At 52.4% G+C, this 21,828-nt stretch carries 22 protein-coding genes; 1 reads left to right on the top strand and 21 read right to left on the bottom strand.

What is annotated here, in order from left to right; all coding sequences use genetic code 11:
* Positions 1–84: 84 nt before the first annotated feature.
* The 13 genes from BUA28_RS03505 to BUA28_RS03445 all read right to left on the bottom strand — a co-directional run bounded on the left by BUA28_RS03505 (position 85) and on the right by BUA28_RS03445 (position 10,677).
* The gene (locus BUA28_RS03505) at positions 85–558 is read right to left on the bottom strand and encodes a YbhB/YbcL family Raf kinase inhibitor-like protein (RefSeq protein WP_072767054.1); all 474 of its coding nucleotides are present in this window, start codon (positions 556–558) and stop codon (positions 85–87) included.
* A 168-nt stretch (positions 559–726) separates the two neighbouring features.
* Positions 727–1,239: an Hsp20/alpha crystallin family protein gene (locus BUA28_RS03500; RefSeq protein ID WP_072766764.1), complete on the bottom strand. Its 513-nt coding sequence runs from the start codon at positions 1,237–1,239 to the stop codon at positions 727–729.
* Between the two features lie 170 nt (positions 1,240–1,409).
* Positions 1,410–1,859, bottom strand: a complete 450-nt coding sequence (locus tag BUA28_RS03495) for a CBS domain-containing protein (protein WP_072766763.1) — start codon at positions 1,857–1,859, stop codon at positions 1,410–1,412.
* 134 nt (positions 1,860–1,993) lie between these two features.
* Positions 1,994–2,497, bottom strand: coding sequence for a BCAM0308 family protein (locus BUA28_RS03490; RefSeq protein ID WP_072766762.1), 504 nt, complete (start codon positions 2,495–2,497; stop codon positions 1,994–1,996).
* 121 nt (positions 2,498–2,618) lie between these two features.
* Positions 2,619–4,256: a chaperonin GroEL gene (groL, locus tag BUA28_RS03485; protein ID WP_072767053.1), complete on the bottom strand. Its 1,638-nt coding sequence runs from the start codon at positions 4,254–4,256 to the stop codon at positions 2,619–2,621.
* Positions 4,257–4,522: 266 nt separating this feature from the next.
* A complete protein-coding gene (locus BUA28_RS03480) occupies positions 4,523–4,969 on the bottom strand; it encodes an Hsp20/alpha crystallin family protein (protein ID WP_072766761.1) in 447 nt (148 codons plus the stop codon).
* Positions 4,970–5,080: 111 nt separating this feature from the next.
* Positions 5,081–5,383 (bottom strand): hypothetical protein, encoded by a 303-nt coding sequence (locus BUA28_RS03475; protein ID WP_143148426.1) that lies wholly within the window; start codon positions 5,381–5,383, stop codon positions 5,081–5,083.
* Positions 5,384–5,553: 170 nt separating this feature from the next.
* On the bottom strand, positions 5,554–6,327 hold the full coding sequence (locus BUA28_RS03470) for a Kazal-type serine protease inhibitor family protein (RefSeq protein WP_072766759.1): 774 nt from the start codon (positions 6,325–6,327) through the stop codon (positions 5,554–5,556).
* Positions 6,328–6,456: 129 nt separating this feature from the next.
* Entirely contained in the window at positions 6,457–7,023 is a 567-nt protein-coding gene (locus tag BUA28_RS03465) for a PEP-CTERM sorting domain-containing protein (protein ID WP_072766758.1), read from the bottom strand.
* Positions 7,020–7,577: a hypothetical protein gene (locus BUA28_RS03460; RefSeq protein WP_072766757.1), complete on the bottom strand. Its 558-nt coding sequence runs from the start codon at positions 7,575–7,577 to the stop codon at positions 7,020–7,022. The genes BUA28_RS03465 and BUA28_RS03460 overlap by 4 nt, the downstream gene beginning before the upstream one ends.
* Positions 7,578–7,899: 322 nt before the next feature.
* Complete coding sequence (locus tag BUA28_RS03455; protein WP_072766756.1) at positions 7,900–9,261, bottom strand: erythromycin esterase family protein; 1,362 nt, start codon at positions 9,259–9,261, stop codon at positions 7,900–7,902.
* Positions 9,262–9,270: 9 nt separating this feature from the next.
* Positions 9,271–9,963, bottom strand: a complete 693-nt coding sequence (locus BUA28_RS03450; RefSeq protein WP_072766755.1) for a phosphoribosyltransferase — start codon at positions 9,961–9,963, stop codon at positions 9,271–9,273.
* The gene (locus tag BUA28_RS03445; RefSeq protein WP_072766754.1) at positions 9,964–10,677 is read right to left on the bottom strand and encodes a dienelactone hydrolase family protein; all 714 of its coding nucleotides are present in this window, start codon (positions 10,675–10,677) and stop codon (positions 9,964–9,966) included.
* A 313-nt stretch (positions 10,678–10,990) separates the two neighbouring features.
* Here BUA28_RS03445 and BUA28_RS03440 point away from each other — a divergent pair, with 313 nt between their 5' ends.
* The gene (locus BUA28_RS03440; RefSeq protein WP_072766753.1) at positions 10,991–12,574 is read left to right on the top strand and encodes a LodA/GoxA family CTQ-dependent oxidase; all 1,584 of its coding nucleotides are present in this window, start codon (positions 10,991–10,993) and stop codon (positions 12,572–12,574) included.
* Between the two features lie 170 nt (positions 12,575–12,744).
* Here the strand turns inward: BUA28_RS03440 and BUA28_RS03435 are convergent, their stop codons facing one another.
* From BUA28_RS03435 to ald, 8 genes are all read right to left on the bottom strand, one after another.
* The gene (locus BUA28_RS03435) at positions 12,745–14,106 is read right to left on the bottom strand and encodes a sigma 54-interacting transcriptional regulator (RefSeq protein WP_072766752.1); all 1,362 of its coding nucleotides are present in this window, start codon (positions 14,104–14,106) and stop codon (positions 12,745–12,747) included.
* Between the two features lie 13 nt (positions 14,107–14,119).
* Positions 14,120–14,638 (bottom strand): dihydrolipoamide acyltransferase, encoded by a 519-nt coding sequence (locus BUA28_RS03430; protein ID WP_256325395.1) that lies wholly within the window; start codon positions 14,636–14,638, stop codon positions 14,120–14,122.
* A gap of 5 nt (positions 14,639–14,643) precedes the next feature.
* Entirely contained in the window at positions 14,644–16,149 is a 1,506-nt protein-coding gene (locus BUA28_RS03425) for a sensor histidine kinase (protein ID WP_083569854.1), read from the bottom strand.
* A 380-nt stretch (positions 16,150–16,529) separates the two neighbouring features.
* Entirely contained in the window at positions 16,530–16,940 is a 411-nt protein-coding gene (locus tag BUA28_RS03420) for a hypothetical protein (protein ID WP_072766750.1), read from the bottom strand.
* A 188-nt stretch (positions 16,941–17,128) separates the two neighbouring features.
* Positions 17,129–17,482, bottom strand: coding sequence for an arsenate reductase family protein (locus BUA28_RS03415; protein WP_072766749.1), 354 nt, complete (start codon positions 17,480–17,482; stop codon positions 17,129–17,131).
* Between the two features lie 121 nt (positions 17,483–17,603).
* A complete protein-coding gene (gene ybaL / locus BUA28_RS03410) occupies positions 17,604–19,307 on the bottom strand; it encodes a cation:proton antiporter domain-containing protein (protein WP_072766748.1) in 1,704 nt (567 codons plus the stop codon).
* Positions 19,308–19,663: 356 nt separating this feature from the next.
* Entirely contained in the window at positions 19,664–20,596 is a 933-nt protein-coding gene (locus BUA28_RS03405) for a PEP-CTERM sorting domain-containing protein (RefSeq protein ID WP_072766747.1), read from the bottom strand.
* Between the two features lie 57 nt (positions 20,597–20,653).
* Complete coding sequence (gene ald / locus BUA28_RS03400; protein ID WP_072766746.1) at positions 20,654–21,772, bottom strand: alanine dehydrogenase; 1,119 nt, start codon at positions 21,770–21,772, stop codon at positions 20,654–20,656.
* Between the last annotated feature and the right edge of the window lie 56 nt (positions 21,773–21,828).

Here is a 21,828-nt window from a genome sequence, read left to right as displayed (position 1 = left end):
TTGTTGCAGACGAGCTCAGAGATGCATGCCGATACGCTATCACAACGGCACTTGCAACCCCGTCCGGCTCGCCGCTGAATCCCCTCAATGCTTCTGATATAAACCGATAAGTTCGGAATACGCGATGACATGGCCTTCCATCGCTTTCTCCAGCTTTGCCTTGGTTGGTTGCTTCAAATCCGGCAGGACCGTATCCAGCGCATAGAGTTTATGAAAATACCGGTGTTTTCCAATCGGCGGGCACGGCCCTCCATAGCCGGTGCGCTGCCAGTCGTTAAGCCCTTCCAGCGTTCCACGTGGAAGATCAGCCGGCGCAATTGCCTCCGATAGTCCGCTGGCGCCGGGTGGAATGTTGTACAACATCCAATGCACCCAGGTTCTCTTGGGCGCAGCAGGATCAGGCGCATCGGGATCGTCCATGATTAAAACCAGGCTTTTCGTGCCCTCGGGTACTTCGGTCCAGAAAAGCTCCGGTGAAGTGTCGTGGCCGTCGCAGGTGTGGCGCGCAGGAATTGCGCCGTGAGGAGAAAAAGATGAAGATGTTAAGGTCATTGACATGATAGGTTTCTCCTTCTTCTCGTTTCTTTCCTTCTGGCTCATGAGTGAAGCCGTTTCGCCCGCTGCAGCTATCGGGGCCAGCAAACAGACAAGGAAAGCGCCCCATAAGGCAACAACGTGTGCACGAAAAATAAAACGCAGCCTTTCGCTCATCGTCATGCCCAGCTATCAGGATATCGGAACGAGCCGGCCTTGCTCGCCGCCTACCTTTGGCAGGCGCACGGTCAGCACGCCATTCTTATAGCTCGCTTCCGCGTGGTCGGCATCCGCCTTGTCTGGTAACGGTATGGCCCGCTGGAAAACGCCGTAGGCACGCTCCGTGAAATAATACGTACTATCGCCTGTAGCACGTTCAAAATGTTTTTCGCCTCTCAAATAAAGCATATTGCCGTCTATCGTAATATGGAAATCTTTTTTTTCCATACCGGGCATTTCTACCCTCACCACCATCTCCTTGTCCGTTTCCTCAACCTCCCCTGCCAGTACGCTCCAGTTGCGGAAAGCGGGTAATGTGCCGGCTGCCACCTGTTCTTTATCCTCCTCATCCTTGCGACGCGTAAAGTGAGTCAGCGCGTCGCTACTTTGATGGACCAGTTCGCGCCAGCCCTCCGAAATATGGTCCCACGTCCGGCTAAGCCCACGGCCAATGTTTTTCCTGACGTGCTTCAAGGAATTCGTCATCGTTATGCTCCTTTTCATTATTGGAAAAATCGGTAATAACCAGGATAAGAATGAATTGCCGGCGTACCTCCCCCTCAACCGGAACCATATTGCATGCCTCACCGCGAAATCAGCCTGAACCTTAATTCTTCCATGCACATCTCGACGGGTACAGGATCCGATATCACCTGCTAGCGTCGCGCCCTCATTTCCTTTTGCCGTTGATAATTTACCAATTTGGCAATTGCAAGCAATTCTTCCGATAGCAGTTCCAACAAGTCATCCAGTGTCAGTATGCCTACTAGCGCGCCGTTTTCATCCACGACCGGTAAACGTCTTACAGTCTTACTGCGCATGTATTGAACCGCATCGAAGATGGCCACGTCTTCTTTGACGGTGACCAACTCTTGCTCGATGATATCGCCTACGGTGATAACCCCTTGATCGAGTTCCGTCGCCATGATCTCTACAACCAGGTCCCGATCGGTCACGATCCCGACGGGGATACGGACGCCATCGCGCTCTTCCACAATGATCACATCACCGACGTGGTGATGGCGCATGAGCTTGGCCGCCTCCAGAATGGTTTCGTCTCGTCGCAAAACAATAACATCACGGTTACAAATTTCACCGACAGGCATAATGCTCTCCGCTTGAGTTACATTTCGATATGAAGCGTTTGGCTGCGGGGATAAAGCAGCGCCATAAATGATGCTTCTAATACTATTATTAATATTAATCCGGCAATAAGTGAGCCCTATTTAATCGTTGATTTCTATCGTGTCCAGCCCACACGCAACAGATACTCGTCCGGGTTATAGTGGAATTGCAGCTCGCCCTGGTAGGCGTTATGTATGGCTTCGCCAATACCTCGCGCCAAGTGGATATCAGTGGTTGTAATCAGCGTCGCACCGTCTTTTTCTTCGATTTCCATGATGCGTTTAAGCGGATGCTCGGTTCGCTCATGTTTTTCCACGTTATGCACAAGATGCAGGATTTCCTCGCGATGAGCGAGAAAAAACTCCCCCTGCAAAGTCACAAAACCGGCGGGAAAATGATCATGAATGCGATGGCATGCAGGACAAGGTTCCTGGTGTGCATCGGCGGGAGTCTTAAGCCACTGCCAGCGTCCTTCATGGAATACCGCGCCACATTGCGGACAAACGGTCGGCTCAGGCAGCTTATGTCTTGTCTTATAGGCATCGTGCACGCGCTCTTCAAACATGCTGTCACGACGGGAAATCGAGCGGAAACCAGGAGGCGTAGTATGAGTGCCCATGATAAAACTCCTATGGCGGGAATAGCCCGTTAGTTGACAAAGATGAAAAGTTTTACTGACAACAAGCCTTTACTTTTCGCCATCCTTGATTTGAAGGCGGAGCTGCTTGTCTGCATCTCATTCAAGCCATCGCATCCATTTCATCCATCTCACTCGAATTGCGGGACGTGACCCGCTTATTTTTGGGTAATTCCGCAATCATGACGTCAACGGTAAGGATCAGGCTAGCTATCGACGCAGCATTCTGTAAGGCGGAGCGTGTTACCTTGGCCGGATCAAGGATGCCCATTTCCATTAGATCGCCATATTCTTCGGTTGCTGCGTTGTAGCCGAAGTTGCCCCTGCCCTCCAGCACCTTGGCGAGGATAACCGAGGATTCGCCGCCGCCATTTGCAACGATCTGCCGTAAAGGCTCTTCTAACGCCCGCAACACAATCTCGATGCCGGCTTGTTGTTCATTATTGTTGCCCTTTAGCGAGCGGATTACTTCCCTGACCCGCAGTAACGCTACACCGCCGCCTGGTAGAATCCCCTCTTCAACAGCAGCCCGGGTTGCGTGCATCGCGTCTTCAATCCGGCTCTTTTTCTCTTTCATGCCCATTTCGCTGGCGGCGCCCACTCTGATTATCGCGACGCCGCCAGCGAGCTTGGCAGCCCGTTCTTTCAATTTTTCCTTGTCGTAATCGACGGCGGATTCTTCCATTAACTTGCGAATCTGTTTGATTCGGCCCCGAATCATTACGGGATCGCCGGCGCTGCCAATCAGCGTTGTGTATTCTTTCGCCACTTCCACGCGCTTGGCCCGGCCAAGATCTTTCAATGTTATCTTTTCCATTGTAAGACCCGCTTCCTCGGCGATTACACTGCCGCCTGTGAGAATGGCAATGTCCTCCAGCATGGCGGTGCGCCGTTCGCCGAAACCGGGGGCTTTTATGGCAACCGCCTTCAATGTGCCGCGGATATTGTTGAGCACCAGTGTCGCCAGCGCCTCGCCTTCGACGTCCTCAGCGATAATAACCAGTGGATGGCCGGCCTGGGCGATCTGCTCCAGCAGCGGAAGAAGATTCTGGATGTTGCTGATCTTCTTGTCATACAGAAGGATAGAAGGCTCTTCCATTACAACAATCTGCTCATCCGGGCTATTAATGAAGTATGGAGACAGATACCCACGGTCAAACTGCATTCCCTCCACTACTTCCAGCTCATTTTCCAGGCTCTTGCCATCTTCGACGGTTATCACCCCTTCCTTGCCAACTTTTTCCATGGCCTCAGCAATGATTTGGCCAACAACGGCGTCAGCATTGGCGGAAATCGCACCGACCTGGGCAATTTCTTTCCTGGTCGTGCATGGCATGGACATTTTTTTGAGTTCATCGACGGTAACGGCAACTGCCTTGTCGATACCTCGTTTCAAATCCATTGGATTCATTCCGGCCACAACAAACTTCATACCTTCGCGAATGATCGCCTGTGCAAGTACCGTAGCGGTGGTGGTGCCATCTCCCGCCACATGGGATGTTTTGCTTGCGACCTCTTTTGCCATCTGCGCGCCCATATTCTCGAACTTGTCTTCAAGCTCGATCTCTTTCGCTACAATGACACCAGAGTTTGCAACCAGCGGCGGACCATAGGCACGCTCGAGAATGACATTCCGACCTCTGGGACCGAGAGTCACCTTAACTGCATTCGCAAGGATATTGACGCCTTCAATAATTTTGACATGGGCTGCTTCATGAAACAGAATCTGCTTTGCCGCCACAGAACCTCCAAAATGAATCGCGCACAGCCGAGTCAGCTTCACATGACTATGTATCTCTCCCGTACGGCGTGATCACTTCATTTTGATCGACTTCCGCCGAAGCGGGCCAGAATTACGATGTCATACTCAGCCTTATTGTTATTGAAGCGGGTTAAAACCTGCGGCCGCCTCCCGAAAGTTCGCCTCCAACCACAGGACAGACTGACCATTCTCATCAGGAGAACGGTCAGTACAGCGCGCTAGCTCAGCCTGTAAAAGATCACTTGCTATTTGACCTCGATCCGTCTGGAGGTTTTACCCTCTTTCTTCGGCAGCGTCAGTTCTAGCGTGCCATTTTCATACTTGGCCTCGGCTTTGGTCTCATCCACATCGCTCCCCAAAGTAAAGCTCCTGTAGCTCGATCCCTGATGGCATTCGCAACAAATGACTCTTTCGCCCTCTTTTTCCTCTTTTTCCTGCCTGGTTTCACAACTGATGGAAACTCTATTACCCTCTACTTGCACCTTGACATCTTCTTTCTTTACCCCCGGGATCTCTGCGCGCACGGTATAGGCCGTGTCATTTTCCTTTAAATCAATTTTGATTGTAGGGGCGGTCTCCGAGTCCATGGAAAACGGTTGCATTCCAAAACCCTTGAACCAATCATCAACATTGTAAAACGGGTCGAAGCGAGCGATATCACCGAACGGGGAACGACGAGCAATGTTTGCCATGATGTTTTCTCCTTGAAATATAAAAATTTATCGTACTGTTACTGCTACCACTTGGATGATCACGTAAACGAATCTCGTAAGCAGCTAAGCTATCAGGATGTTTTTCAGCGATTAAAAATCCTTTTCGCCATATAGCACCCCACCTGTTTCCGCGTCAGCCTCCAGCCAGTCTTGCGCTTCGTCATAAAAGTAACCATCAGGGCCATACCCCTCAACGCTGTAATAAGCAGTGGTGGAAACCACGTGATGGCTTTTTCCTTGCTCACGCTCGACCGATTCAGAAGCATCTGCTGCCATTGTCCCGCTTGGGGACGATTTTTCGGGTTGCTCAACAGCATTGCCAACAAGATCACTAGTGGCTGCTCCGATTTTATTGGTTACCATGCCCGGCATGCCGGATGATGCGTCTGACAAGATAAGTCCTCCTTAAAAAGTGATCGATCGAGCTATGCGAATGGGCATTCCCCAATTGATCGCATAGCCCCGTCTAACGACAAATGAACCAATTTTTAACATCTCGTTATGCCTGCCTCTGTGCGTTGCCTAACATTGGCCTTGAGAAATGTTGCGGAATAAGTCAGCTGCTATTTGCCTTGGCAAATCCCGGGACAATCCGCACCGCCGCGTTTCGGATCGCAATCGTCAGCGGGGTCATCTACGCAGGTTTTGCCGTTAGGACATGGAATTCCGGCAATTCCACCGCATGCTTGCGGTTCTGATTTTTTGCATTCTCCCTCTCGTTCAATGGATACACCCGCGGCCGACGCCGTGCATGCATTCGAATAAGTTTTACCGTCGCAACCACAAACAGGCTTGAATATCTGCGGACAAATGGTGGGCTTGGTCTTGCATGTGCCTTGTGCGTCTGCCACCTTGCATTGACCCGTTCCAAAATCACAAAACTGTTTTGCGTCGGGACAGGCTGTTCCCGCAATACCTCCACAGACCGCGGACGCAACGACATCAATTGGCTTGCATTGATCGGTAAGCTCCACATTGAGGAAGGTTCCCGCCTTGGGATGAATGGCGCGCAACTGCTTGACGAAAGCGTTGAACTGTTTTGGCGTTGCGCTAAAACCTGCTTCCGCGCAGGCGTTCAAGCCGCCCTCGATCGGAATCGGGCCGCCCACTCTCGGGCTATAAACAGCGAAAGTATCTACAGTATCGGCAATAATCGCTTTTCCGACCAGCTTGCGGACCGATTTCAATGCGGCGTTATCCAGCGCTCCCCCAGAACTGCCGAGAGAGATGTTCACGGCACGGTTTGCAGCATCCGCACGGTCGCCATCATTCTGGGCAATGGCAGGCAGGCTAAGCAGGGCAGCCCCGATCAGTAAAACATAAGGTAATTTCTTCATTTTTTCCTCCCATTAATAGTTAATTAAATTACATCCATTCGCCCTTCTTGTAAGCTACCGGCCGGAACAAGCGGGCCAATGGCACGATTTTTCTTTTGGATCCGGGCAGTCTGGAACCCGGATCAGGTACTAAACAGTTTCATCGCACCGCCGAATGCAGTTCCGCCGACGGCGAGCCACGACGCCCATCAGGCCTAGGCCCGCAAGCAGCATCAAGTATTGTTCAGGCTCGGGGACCACTGCCACGGTGACGTCGTGGTCGTGGTAAAACACCTGGAAGGTATTGGGGCTGAAGCCGTGCAGGCTGAGGGATGAGAAAGTCGTATCGGCGCGATCATCGAAAGTCGCCACCACGAAGCTGTCACCGGCCACAGGCGTGTAGCCGAGGTTCCATATGCCAATCTCGCCGCCCAACGTTACATCGTCGGTAACCGTCAGTTGGTCAAAGCTGCTTAGGCTGGCTAGCTGGAAATTGATTACACCACCTGAAGCCTGATTCAGATCACCGTCGATAGTAAGATGACCAATGGCGTCGCCAGGATTGATCACACCGCTGTTGACCAACTCGTTATTGGCTGGTGTTTGAATTGTGCCGTTGCCTTGCATAATTCCTGTGTTAACGAAACAGTCCGCACCACTGCAAGAAGACTGGAATGTCCCACCAGTACTGATATTCACCACGTCAGCGTTACTCATAGCGTTTGCCACATTGAATACTCCCGCCTGGACGTTGACCGTGCCGGTGTTATTGAAGGCAACACCCCGCCAATGGTGGTAAGAATATCGGTCTGCTTGTTGTAAGTGCCGCTGTTGTTGAATGTTCCAACGCTGACCATCCGATCGTTGAAGGCGTTGGTATCGGTAAATGTTCCAGTATTGTTGAAAGTGCCATCGCTTAAAAAGAGATCGTTGTTATTGGCGCCAGTATTGCCGCTCCAGGTAGTATCGCCAGCATTCACCGTGCGCCCGCCAGTAATGGAGCCGCCAGTCCAGTTACTCAAACCACTGAGCGTGAGGTTACCTGTACCACTAACAGCGCCACTGGACAAATCGAGTCCGGTAATTCCCGTATTGAAAGACAGAGTTGAATTGCCGCTGTTGATAATTGCTTTGTCGCTGATGCCCGGCACACCTGTGGGTGACCAGTTCGTATCGACACCCCAATCCCCCGCGCCGCCAAACCAGATGCGATCGACGGCAAGGGCGGGCTGAATGAAGCCGGATGAAACCAGCGCCGCAATGATCGGCAATGTCCGAAAAAACCCGTTGGTTAATGACCCATTTTTGCTGACTTGATTTTTCTTCGTATTTTTCCTCGATGTCTCCTTGAATGAACACGGGACTCAGCTATTTTCGATTTGTTTTCGTGCTGCCGCATGACACGGCATTATTTAAAATAGGTCACATTTTTTTAAAAGCAAGGAATTAAATGGAAGCGCTGGGTAGGGAAGCGTTCTGCGTTATCTCAGCGGCGCCTACGGCGGAGCCGCGCACACCATTAGTTCGGCGGCTGCCATAGAAGAAACAAGTATGAAACTACAGATAGGAAAGAATTACGTTGAAATCAGGCGTCTAAAAACCCGATGGATAGGTCTCGTCCATTTCACCGGGCCTTTTATGAACGAATGACGGTAATGGCTGCACAGCTTCTGTTTTATCGATATGGATCATGAAATCAAACTGCCGTGGGAGGGATGAATAGAAGTAATGGCTTGCTCGCTCGGTTTCAGGCCGGTAGATTACCCCGATGGCCCGCTGCAGTTTTTTCTCTTTCAATAGGCTGACAGCTTCGTCTTCGGTCCGAAGATCAAGAAAGAAACGTTTCTTTTCGAGTCCCGAAAAAATTGCTTCATAACTGCCGGGCAATGGGTCGCGAACGGTTTTTGTTTCGGCGGGGCCGTCCCAATCCGAAGCTGCGGTTACCGTGCCGCGGCTGGTCGAAAATCCGATGCGAAGCGCCCTATTCCCGTATTCCTCATTCACCAGCTGGCCGATATTGATCTCGCCGCGCTGCCCCATATCCGTCGCTGCAGCATTGCCCAGATGAGAATTGTGTGCCCATACGACAATTCGCGGCTCTCGGCCCAACCGGCTTTCCAGATGAGCAGCGAGTTTCTCAAGCGTTTCGAACATATGCCGGTCTCGTAAATTCCATGTGCTGGGCCGCCCTCTGAACATTGCCCGGTAATATTCCTCAGCATTTTTTACCAGCTCGGCGTTCTGCCGCGCCGAAAAATATTCGTTCCCGGCAAAAACGCCATCCTGTTCAACATAGAGGCGCGCTTTCCGTTGCAGCTGCATCAGTTGAGCAATCACTTCCTGCTCGCAGGAATCCCATCTGCCTGAGGCAATGGCGTACCCGTACGCCTGGGGATTGCCGATGAACTGGCCAAAGCAGCCATAGCGCGCTCTCGCCGCGGCGGCTTCTTGCGGATCGACCTTGTCCAGATAGGCCAGAACTGCCGCCATCGAGGTTGTCATGCTATACAAATCAAGGCCGTAGAACCCTACAGGTTCCTTTCGACCCTTATATTTCTCGCTCCCCCGATTGTAGTCACGCAGCCAGGCGACGAAAGCCAGGACCTCGGTATTACGCCACATCCAAGTGGGGAACCGTTCGAAATTCGATAGCGCCGCGTCGGCATCCGTATCATTCGATGTGCCGGATACGAAGCGATTGACCCGGTAGGCATCCGGCCAGTCCGCCTCGACTGCGACAGCGTCGAATCCTTCTTCTACAATGAGATGCTTGGTAATTTCGGCGCGAATTCGATAAAATTCTGCAGTGCCGTGAGAAGCCTCTCCGAGCAGAACAAGTTTTTTGTTTTTTGCGGCATCAATCAGTGGACGGTAATCGTCCCCCGCAACCTGCAGAGATTGCGCATGCCGTTCCAGTACGGCGATCGAGCTGTGATGAGAATCGAGGTCAGGCATGCTGAACCCTCACAATGTTTTTGCGGGTTTTATCGGGGCGCTGCCCTGGCTTTTGGCGGCACTTTCCAGGAGTGCGAGCACGCTTTCGTCTGGCGTCTGTGAAAAATCGCTATACCATTGTCCTACGCCGTAAAAAGGCTCCGGTGTATACAGGCAAACAAGCTCATCCGCCTCCTGCTCGATTTTTCCGCAGGTAGCCGCGGCGCCAACTGGCACAGCCGCAATAATCTTTGCTGCACCGGCATGGCGGAGGGAAGCAATCGCAGCGCGCATGGTCGCCCCGGTAGCAAGGCCATCATCGATAATTATGATTGTCTTTCCTTCAATATTGGGTGACGGCCTGCCTTGGCGGTAAAGCAGGTTGCGCCTTTCCAGTTCCGCCTGTTCCTTTACTATTACAGCCTCAATGGTAGTCCTGTCGATATTCAAGACGCTGATGATGTCTCGATTGAGGACGCGAGTATCATTTCCTGCTATCGCACCCATCGCCAGTTCTTCCTGCCCGGGCACGCCCAGCTTGCGGACAAGCCACAGGTCCATCTGCACAGCCAGAGTCTGGGCCACTTCATAAGCCACCGGCACGCCGCCACGCGGAAGTGCCAGAACGAGGACATCGGTTCTTCTAGCATAGCCGGCCAGTGCTTCCGCCAGCCTTTTTCCAGCTTCTGCCCTATCCGCGAAATAGTGAACGGAGCCTGCCATCTAAACCTCTTCTTCCAACGGTCCGGAATGGGTTTGAAACCATTGAGCCGCCAGAAGGGCGGCTGCCTCGAGCGTGCCGGGCTCTTCAAACAAATGTGTTGCGTTTGGTACAATGTCCAATCTGGACCGACCATTGGGATTAAGCCGCGCCAAGGCCGATTTATTGAGTTTCAGGACCTCGAAATCGTTTTCACCTACGATAAGAAGCACGGGAGCGATGACTTCCGGCAAATAATCACCCGCCAGATCAGGCCGGCCCCCACGGGAGACCACCGCCATGATATTTTCCGGGCGCCTTGCCGCGGCAATCAACGCGGCACCGGCACCTGTACTCGCCCCAAACCAGCCTATCTTTAAATGTTTCGTGCGCGGTTCACTTTGCAACCATGCGGCAATATCGATCAGCCTGTTCGCCAGCATGGGTATATCAAAACGCAAATGCCGTGTCCGCATATCGATAACTTCTTCTTCCTCGGTCAAGAGATCGGCGAGCAGCGTGGCGAAGTGATACCTGTTCAGTGTTTCCGCGACATAACGGTTGCGGGTGCTATGCCGGCCACTGCCGCTGCCATGTGCGAATGCGACAATAGCTCTGGGATCCGAGGGAATAGCCAAGTCTGCGCTCAACGTGACATCCCCTGCCGGGATTCGTACGGCTGTCACCTCAGGGGGCCGGTCATGCAAGGGGTTGCCATATTTGTCTTCCGATAACATCCTCAGCGCCTCGCGTTAATAAAATTGATGTGCCTGATCCTGAAATAAGGAAATACGAAAGTACGGTTATTTTTATAGAGCATCGTTAACGATGTTTCCGTACGCTTCCGAACATAGGTTTTCAACAAGGGCTGGATGATGGTCGGAACTCTTCACTGGTATTTTTCCGGTATATACGAGCACGACAGCGAACACGACGTGAACGGCATGTTCCCAGGAAAAAATAGCCGGAAATATTTTTGGTGGAGGCTATGATATGGATGTGGCCAAGATTTTTTCGGGATGAATTAAACTGGCAAAGGAGAAAATGCCGATGAAAGCAATCTACCGGATTTACCCGGCAATAGGGGTTGCGCGTATAGGAAACAGCGAGACCGCTTATTTCCTGGGCCCGGAGTCTCCAGGGGTTACTCCCTCGGGGCCATATCGTGACGACTCGTCACCGGGAAAAATAAAGCCGCAAGCTGTTCGATTCCGCATTTATAAATTTATTCGTGACGATTTCGGCAAGGAAGCACTCGACAGCGAGATTGTTCTGGATGAGAAGACAAGAATCAGATGGAGCGTGCATCTGGTCAACCGTAAAGCAGCAGGTGGAAATTTTCCGCCGGGAGGTCCGTCTTCTACTTCGCTCAGAAATGCTGAATACAGCCGAGCGGGGTTAATCGCGGATGCCGGAATACAGTCCATATCGGGCAAAAACCAAGCGGGTGGTCTTCTCGCCGGAGAAATCAACTTCATTAAAGGTGGAGATGTCGAAGGCAGCGCAAAAATTGTGTTTGGACGCCTCCTCACGGACGAAGAAGGACGGCTGATCGTTGTCGGCGGTCCAGGTAAATCGGGCTCCCCTATTGGTCGAGGCCTCGATAATTTTGCGAATAATGATGGCTGGTATGACGGCGTTTCCGATGGGCCTGTAAGTGCTGTCGTAGAGGTGGAAGGTGAACAGCCCATCAATGCTGAAGGCGGCGCATGGGTTGTTGTGGCACCCCCCTCGTACGCCCCGGAAATTGAAAGTGTCACAACCTGGTATGACCAGGCGCTGAATGTTGCCGTGCGAAATTTCTCTCCGCGTCTTATAAAAAGTGTGCCGTCATTTACACGGGATATCTACCCGATCCTTAAGCGGGTGGTACTGATTCACTGGGTGGCGGAGCAAAGAAACCGCCATCACGGAGATGCGGGAAATTTCCTCAATCCCGAGCGGCTGAGCAAGCTGGCAGACAAGACGGAAAATGGGAAGTCCGCGCGTGAAACGGTTTTGAGGTGGCTGATGAAACCCAATACTCGCGTCGATCCCAATTCTCCCCCGCCCCGGGTTCCGCCCAGCATGCCGAAAGTGAATAGCGGCCTGGATCCCGACAATCCGGAACGAGGCGAATACACTGCACTGACGGAGTATCAGTACGCCATGATGGAAAAATGGTCGCAGGGCGAATTCCACGCCGACTGGGTAACCGAGCCTGTACCTGTTCCGTTCGATGAATTGCCGCTCGAACAAAAGCCCGATGCGCTGACGCGAGCGTCATTGGAAGGCTGCATCGGCGCGCCATTTTTCCCTGGTATCGAGGTAACGTATGTCATTGCGCAGGCAGTGACCTATGAAGCACCGTTCCGGATCAAACGTACGCTTTCCCCTGGCTTCCTGACTGAGCGAATGGCATTGCCCTGGCAGGCTGACTTTCTGGCTTGCGGCGAACTGTGGTGGCCGGCTCAGCGCCCTGTCGATGTCGTTACCGCCTCGGGGCAGATACAACCATTTTCACGCGGCATAGAAGACTATAGTGATATGGTCAGATGGTGGTCAGAGCTGGGTTTTATCGTAAAAAAAGGCGGCAAATTCGTAGAGGACGAGCGCAACCCCATAGAGGGCCAGTCTGACGTGGCGGTGATGTGAAGTTGATCGTTATTCTGAATCCAGCAGTTGACAATTCATTTTTCAGCTCATTTGCCAACTAAGCGCTATAACCGAAAAGGATTTTTCGTAGCCTGGAAGCTTCACCTTTTGGTGAGTTCGCCACGGGGCGGCTTGAACAGCTCACTCCACCCCGACTGCCGAATTCAGGATCATGCTTGCGCCTGCTTGAAAACAGAAGGATCGAGCTGGTACCTCTGGAGCAGTTTGTAGAATTCTGTGCGATTTCGCTTGGCCAGGCGCGCTGCCTGCGTCACGTTGCCGCCCGTTATCTTCAGCACGCGTACAAGATAGTCTCTCTCGAAACTTTTGCGCGCGTCCTCGAAAGAAACAAGCTGTTCCTCTTCCCGGTGCATGGCGTCATACACCGATGCGGCCGAGATGAGGGGTGCCGTACTCAGGGCAACACATCTTTCGATGACATTCATGAGTTGCCGCACGTTGCCCGGCCAGGACGCGCTAATCAGCATCTCCATGGCTTCGGGAGAGAATCCGTTGATATTTTTCTGGTATTTCTCGGAAAATGTACTTAGAAAGTAATTTGTCAGTAATGGAATATCCTCGCGCCTCTGCGACAGGGCGGGAATTGTCAAGGCCACCACGTCCAGTCTGTAATAAAGGTCTTCTCGAAAGGTACCTGCGGCGATTTCCGCTTTGAGGTCACGGTGGGTTGCCGAAATAATGCGGACATCCACCGGCATTGCCTGCGTCGACCCGACCGGCCGCACTTGTCGCTCCTGCAGGACACGCAATAACTTGACCTGGAGCAAAAGCGGCATATCACCAATTTCGTCGAGAAGCAGCGTCCCGCCCTCGGCCAACTGAAACAGCCCCTTGTGGTCCCGGACAGCGCCGGTAAACGCGCCTTTGACGTGACCGAACAATTCGGATTCCAGTAACTGTTCTGGAATTGCCGCGCAATTTATAGCCACAAACGGATGATCGCGCCGTTTGGATGCGTCGTGTATCGCGTGCGCGAATAATTCCTTTCCCACGCCACTTTCGCCATAGATCAACACGCTCGCGTCTCCCTCCGCTACAAGTCCTGCTTTTGTAAGAAGGTCCTCCATGACAGCGCTTTGCGTAATGATATTTTTGCGCCACGCCGCCTGCGATATCTCTTGCTGTGACAGGGCGCCCGGAACGAATCTAAGAGCCTGGCTAATGTTGGCCAGCAGGGTTTTGCTGTCAAAAGGTTTGGCCAGATAACCGAATACGCCTTGCTGGACGGCCGCAACCGCATCGGGAATGGTGCCATGCGCTGTAAGAATGATCACCGGCAACGTCGGTAATGCCCGATGGATGTGCTCAAATAATGCCATGCCGTCCATGCCGCTCATCTGCATATCGCTGATGACCAGTTGCGGCCGTGATACATCCAGATAATTCAGCGCGGCCTCTGCACTTTGTACTGCGTCCACTTTGTAGCCCGCAGCGGTCAGCCGGATAACAAGTAACTCAAGCAGATCCGTATCATCGTCGACGATGAGGATTTTGGGCTTGGCATCAAACATGATTGTGCATTATTTATAACTCTCTGAGAATGAGATTCTTTTCCATGCTTTTTATGGCATCGATCTGGTTTTGCAAGGTCTCGACGCGTTTTTGCTCGTCTTTGAATTTCTGCGACAATTCTTCCACACTGTGAGTTAGCCGCTGCTGCTCTGCAAGCAGGCTCGCGAGCAAATTTCTGAAACTTTGCAGATTGGTTGCTGGGTTCGAATCCCGCGGCCACTCGTTGAGCAGGTAGACCGCTGAAGTGATGTCGCGAAAGGAAGTATTGGGCAGTATGAGAAGCAATACGAGCCTGGCTCGGTTTGAGTCGCTCTTGTTCTGTACGAAATTCTGTTTTACCTTGTCATATACGCGGGCAAGCTCTGCTGATGGTTGCTTGCGAATGGATTCATAAAACTCCATCATATCATCCATCTGGCCAGTGACGACGGGATCAGCTGGCATGACATATGGCTGATCTTCAGGCAAGCCTGCGCACGCAGCTACAAACGTCAACATTATTGCCGGCAGGATCCGCAATTTTTGACGCATGCGATTCATAGAGGCCCTTCGAGGTCACAAACAGGTATGGTGAGGCGGAAATGAGCCCCGGCACCAATTTTCGGGATAAGCTCAATATTGCCTCCGTGCGCTAGCGCATACTCTCGCGCAATGGATAGTCCCAGCCCTGTTCCCCTGACATGACTGTCGAGTATCCGCCGCCCCTGGTAAAACGGCTCGAATACTTTCTCACGGTCCGCTTCGTCAACGCCCAGCCCCGCGTCAACAATGTCCAGTTGAACCATCCCGGCTGTCTTACTCGTCCAAATGCGGATACAGCCGCCCGGCGGTGAAAATTTCACCGCATTCGACAATAGATTATCGATGATTACCTTAATTTTCTGTTCATCGCAGTCAATAACCAATTCCGGGCAAGATAAGTCAATTCTCAAGCCTTTACTCATGATAATAAGATTCTGGTCCTGCAACACCGCATCCAGAATTTTTGTCAGATTAGCCTCTTGCTTCACCAGCGCGGCTTTTTCGGCCTGAAGAGCGCTATAGCTCAGTAAATCCTCGATGCGCCGCTGGAGCTGGATGCTGTTGCTATGAAGGATCCTCGCAATACGCTGCTGTTCTTCGGTTAGTTTCCCCGCCACGCCTTCCGCTAGCAAATCCGCCCCTTCACGCATGGCGGTAAGCGGCGTCTTCAGCTCATGAGAAACATGCTGCAGAAATCGGGTTTTCTGCTCTTCCAGCTTCAGCAGGCGGCGACGCATCCAGTCCAGGCGCTCACCGAAATACACCAGATCCTGAGGTCCCTCCACACTGATTGCCTTGAATAGTTCACCTTGCCCCATATTTCGGATGGCTTCATCGATCTGGCGGATGGGACGTGCGATCCGCACCGAAAAAAAGAATGCCAGCAAAATGGCAAATGGAATCAGCGCGAGTAGCTGCCACCCGACAGTAAAGCGTGCGTACCCCGCCATGTCCTGCATTTCATCCACTTCACGCTCGATCAAGGTATAGCCAACCCACGAAAAGGTCCGGGCCGAATCCCGGAGGAGCACGAAATTACCGATTAGATCGCGAAGCTTTTCCGGGGATTGTTTTACAGCCGATACTTTCTTGAAAATCGAAGCTTCCGACGTTTGCAGGTGGCTCAGCAGTTGTTTCTGTTCGTCATGCAATGACAACTCGGAAAGGCTCGCCGACATGCTCTCGAATTTGTTGTGCGCGCGAAAATAACCTTCGAGCAAAGAGGTATCGCTCAGGATATGGGCCTGGCGCACAGCCCGCTCCATAGCGGCAATCTCATCAGCCAGCGCACGGCTACTGTGCGCAATTTGCGCGGCCTGATACACAGCCTTGCGGCTCTGATCCGCCAACCGGTCAATGGAAAAAGCACTGTTGATCAGCGCGATGATCAGCGGCAAGCCAACAAGCGCAAAACCGAGCAGGATCAATTTGAGAAACGACTTCGGATCGCGCCGTAACCGGGACAAAGATCCGACGCTAATGCCGCTGTCCTGCTTGGCAATTTCTGCGCGAGCACTCATTTTTTCCCTTCGACAGCCCAGGTTCGGAACAATTTTATTTGCGCTCGCCTCATGCTCACGTCAACAGTTTCGTTTAGAAGACTCTACAGCAGGAGGATAATAAGTCTGCCGGTCTGCTGAAGACACTGCAGTGGAGACCTACGCGCTGACGTATTGTCGGGCGTAGCCCGACCTACTTTATCCATCTCCGTATGTTTTATAACAGCCGCGTATGTTTGATGCCAATCTCCTTACGCAGGGTCGAGAGGAATAACCCCCATTCCGATGGACCTACTGTTACAAAACAGGCGGTAGGTCGGGCTACGCCCGACGTGGTTTTCCAACCTGCGTACCTGCCCAGGTATTTGCCCCGCTTTGCTGTCGAGTGTCTCCATTGATCCTTATTTCTTCCGGGGAAGGTGAGCACCATCAGTATTTGCCTTGCCTTCCGCAATGTAGGGCTTGCAATAATGTTTGGAAGGAAATTCCTTGTTTCGGCGCGAATTCATAATCACGTCGCCGCCGTTTCTTACACACTCCATGATCGATTTGTTCACACTCTCATAATGTTCGTTCGGCTCTGTATCTTTTGAAATCGCCGTTACTCTCTCTCTGATTTTAAGACAAATGTCCGGTTCATCCGCGACTGGTGGCGCATTTTTTTGGGGCGGCAGCGGACACAGCTTGCAGGGGTTCCCGGGGCAGAGGCATCCAGCACACTCTGCCTGTACAACCGTAGCAGACCCTCCCAGAAGGATAGCAAAGGCAAATCGAAGTATTAGTCGCAAAATTCCAACAGACATCATATTCATTGTCAATTTCCTGTACGTACATTCGAATGTCATTACGTTGTCATTGTATTTGACGTTCTATCAGCACCAGTTTAAACACTTATACAATTATTTAAAATAGTGCCCTTGGCTGAACGAGTGCTTCAGAGGCCCAGCAACCGGAACCATATCGAATCCTATTCCTGTTCATCGCATTTTCGGGAAAATCATTACAGCAATTTCATCACGTTTTCCGGCGGACGGCACAGCATTGCCTCATCGCCGCGCACAACAATTGGGCGCTGAATCAAATCCGGATTTTCCACCATGATCCTTATCAGTTCTTCATCCGGCAACGCTCGCTCAGCAAGCTTGAGGCTACGCGCCAGAGGTTCGTCGCCACGCAGCACATCGCGTACCGGCAAGCCAAGCTTATCGATCAGTTCGCGTAAGCGCTCGGCGGTCAAAGGTGTTTCATAATAATTGACAGCGTCAAACTCTTGGCCGCTGCTCGCAACAAGCTCGAGCGTAGCTCTGCATTTGCTGCATCCGGGTTTCTGATAAACGACAATCCTTTCACTCATTTCAATCCTCCTTGCAATCTCATACCTGGATCAGTTCGTGTACCGGCATTCAAGCAATGCCGACCGACTTGCCCGTTAAACTCCCATACTACCGATGGTCTTGCATATGATGTTGATTTCTTCACTTATCACCCGCAACTTTTTCCAGTATGTGTCGTGCCATGCTCCGAGCGAGCTCGTGTTCGCCCAGAAATACCGCTCCGCCGCTTTCCCTCCTGAGTAGCGCCGCCTCTTCTTCATTATGCGTACGAACAATGATCTCAACCGGGGGGTTAAGTATACGTGCTGTTTCGATCATTCGCCGGGCACGTAGCGTATCGGGAACCGCGATCACGAGCATTGCGGCTCGCGCGATATGTGCCTGTATCAGTACAGCGGGTTCGGCTGCATCCCCGGCTACGGCATGAATTCCACGCTTGCGCAGTCCTTCAACCAGCTCACGGTTTTGTTCCGCCACAACAAACGATAATCCCCGCTCGACCAATGTGTCACTGATGAGCCGGCCGACACGGCCATAGCCCACGAGCACGACATGGCTCGTGACATGGCTTGACGCAACGGTCATCGGCAGCTCAGCCAGTGGGTCGTCGGAACGCTCCAGGATACGCGCAAGGTTGGAACGGGAGCGTATCCAAGCCTGTGCCGGTTCGATTACCCGAAATACGAAGGGATTAAGTGTGATCGAGATAAACGCGCCCGCCAGTATAAGGCTCTGAGCTTCAACCGGAAGCAGCCCGAGTGACACGCCTAGCGCGGCAAGGATAAACGAGAATTCACCAATTTGCGCAAGGCTGGCGGACACGGTTAATGCCGTATTCAGAGGATAACGGAAAGCAAGTACCAATAAAAAGGCAGCCAGCGACTTCCCGATGATGATGATTCCGAGCGTGGCGAGAACATGGAGCGGTTGTTCTACCAGTACGCCTGGATCAAACAACATTCCCACGGAAACAAAAAATAAAACCGAAAAAGCGTCGCGGAGAGGCAGGGACTCCTGCGCGGCTCGATGGCTTAGAGCGGATTCCCTCATCACCATGCCGGCAAAAAAAGCACCCAGAGCGAAGGAAACACCGAAGAGCATTGCGGAACCGTAGGCGATGCCTATCGCGACCGCTATCACGCTCAAGATAAAGAGCTCGTTCGAGTTTGTGCTGGCGACGTGCCAAAGCAACCAGGGGAACACGCGTTTCCCGACAACAAGCATCAGTGCAATAAAGACCGCTACTTTGCCGAAGGTGAGCAGCAAAGTCGTCAGCAAATCGATGCTTGATACTCCCTCAGGGCCGCCCGCATTGTCGCCCAGCCATCCGGCAAGCGGCGGCAACAGAACAAGAACCAGGACCATCGCCAGGTCCTCGACTACAAGCCAGCCCACCGCAATAGAGCCGTTAACGGACTTGAGCAGGCCGCGTTGCTCCAGCGCTCGCAGCAACACGACGGTGCTCGCCGTGGACAACGCCACACCAAATACAATACCAACGCCCAGGTTCCAACCCCAGGAGGTAGCAACCATGGCACCGAAAGCAGTCGCCACCACAATCTGGACGATCGCGCCGGGTAAGGCGATCCGCCGCACAGCCAGTAGATCGTTCAACGAAAAATGTAACCCGACGCCGAACATCAGCAGTATTACGCCGATTTCCGCCAACTGGGCGGATAGCTCCATGTCGGCCACGAAGCCCGGCGTATTGGAACCCAGAATGACACCTGCAGCAAGATAACCAACCAACACCGGCAACTTCAATCGGTTGGCGATGAGCCCCATCAGCAGCGCAAGACCGAAACTGACGGCAATGGTGGTGATTAGAGTAACACTGTGGGGCATTTGTGTTGCCGCGTATTTGCGCGTAGACAACGGATTTACTAACCGCGACGGGCGTATCGTACCGTACCGCGTGCAGCACCCCCCGAGAACGAAACTACGGCTCGGATTGATGCATGCTGATAGCAAAGATGATTTTAAGAAATTGTGATAACCAGCAGGCTAATTAAATAACGCTGATATGAACCGGCCACCGAGCACCCTGTCGGACTTAGAAGGAAATCACCTGCAAAAGCGTCTGGCCGGTTCATATTTCGCGACTTTTTAGGCCAATAAAATAACTATTGGCCTTCAAAATCCGCAAAATGTGCCCTCACCCGGTCATTTTTTCACTGCGATTCTTCAAGTCCGACAGGCTGCTAGCTTTTACGTTCACTTCTTTTACGTTCAGAACGGCGCAAGCGCGCGCCGAGCAGCCCCAAGCCGGCAGCCATCAAGGTCCATGTTTCCGGCTCTGGTATCGGCGAAACCTGCCAACCTATGTCTTTCATGGCGGCGTAGTCAAGTTCCGTGAAATGGCTGCGCTGGTTGGTTGCAATGCTCGGATCCATCGCAGCTTCCTGTCCCTGATAACTGAGCTTCGCTGCCCAGTGGCCGTCGGTGGTCAAGGGGGGATTCGAACCATACAGGTCATGAACAGCGGCGCCGGTAAACACGCCGCCGGCGCTCAGGTTCTTGAACGATGGAGCGCCGCCGAAACCGAGTACATGAGCAAGCTCATGTACTGCTACTGAATAAAAATCATACTTGTTGGGAAAAGGCTCATCTGTCGTGATATCGGTGTCAAAGTACCAATTGGAATTGTTATTGAACGAAATAGCGCCGCCCCACGGGCCAAAATCTGTCTGCATGGGCAAAAGCGCTCCAGCCTGGCCTCTGCTTAACGCATTGTCGAGGAAGCCCGACGCTCCGCCGCCCGCGACTCCACCGGGGCCACCTGATGCTAGCATTCCACCCATATTATAGCTTCCAACAAAAACCACGATCTGATCAGGCGCGACACTATAATTGGAAAGACGGGTGTTGATACCGGTATCCGGCTGAAAGAAGCGCGCATCGAATCTATTCGATCCGGAAGAGGAGATTGCGGTCAGGTTATCCTGAAAACGTGTCTCGAATACAGAAGCGGCTGCATTCAGCAGATTCTGGCGTGAACTATTTTCACCCGTAAAAAAGTTCGAGCTATCATACCGGTAATCAAAAGTGATATAGATATTGGCCAGCGCCGGCTGACTGATAGCGAATAATGGGGCAACCAGTGCGCCAAAAAGCACGGTGTGTTTGAATTTCATCTTTCTTACTCCTATGTCTTTACCTGATTAGTCGAATTGTTTAAGGGGAGCAACGCGTTAACCGTTATGCACCAGCGCCTTCAACGGTTCAATATATTGCATGCCAAACTCCCTCGCGACAGCGAGATAAGTTACTGATCCATGGTGCGTGTTAAGGCCATATTGTAGCGCCCGATTCTTGCGTACAGCATCCAGTCCTTCCTCGGCCAGACGGAGCGTATAAACAGCGGTCTGTATATTGAGCGCGAATGTACTGGTTCGCGGAACCGCGCTGGGCATATTGGAAACACAATAATGTACGACTCCATCGAGCTCATAAGTGGGGTCGCTGTGAGTGGTAGGCCGCGTTGTTTCCACGCAGCCCCCCTGATCAACCGCCACATCGACGATTACGGAACCTTTCCTCATATTTGGCAACATCCCGGCTGTGATCAGCCATGGCGCGCGTCCACCGGGTATCAAGACAGCGCCAATGACCAGATCGGCGCTATAGACCACCTCTTCGATATTATATTCGTCGCTGATACGCGTCTGCAGCTGGCCGCGATAAATGTCATCCAGATATTTAAGACGATCATGATCGATATCCAGTACAGTTACCTGTGCCCCGCATCCCACAGCTACACGGGCAGCGTTCGTGCCTACGATACCCGCCCCCAGGATTGCGACATTAGCTGGAGCGACACCCGGAACCCCGCCCATCAATACGCCACGGCCGCCGCGCGTTTTTTGCAAATAGGTTGCACCGATCTGGGTCGCCATACGCCCTGCTACCTCGCTCATCGGCGTCAATAGCGGTAATTTTCCATCTTCGGTCTGGACCGTTTCGTATGCGATGGCTGTGGCGCCGCTCTCCAGCAGAGCGTCAGTGAGGGGCCTGTCCGACGCCAAATGCAGATAAGTGAAAAGAATCATGTCCCGACGCAGGTAACGATATTCAATCGCGGCCGGCTCTTTGACTTTAACTACCATTTGCGCCGCCCAGGCATCGTCAGCATGAGGAACAATCGTTGCGCCCGCTAATTGGTATTCTGCATCGGAAATAAAGCTTCCATCCCCTGCCCCGCTCTGTACGAGCACGTGATGGCCACGCCGCGTCAAGGCTTTGACCGTGCTTGGTGTCAAGCCCACCCGATTTTCGTGGTCTTTGATTTCTTTGGGTAGTCCGATCCGCATGGGTTTATTTTTGACTGTCGATGAGCAGAACAGAACCTTTCTTTAAAGAAGATTAA

Origin of the sequence: Nitrosospira sp. Nsp11 (genome assembly GCF_900142705.1) — a bacterium.
Classification (GTDB): Bacteria; Pseudomonadota; Gammaproteobacteria; order Burkholderiales; family Nitrosomonadaceae; genus Nitrosospira.
Note: the sequence above shows the minus strand (reverse complement) of the source record. Positions and strands in the feature narration are given on the sequence as shown.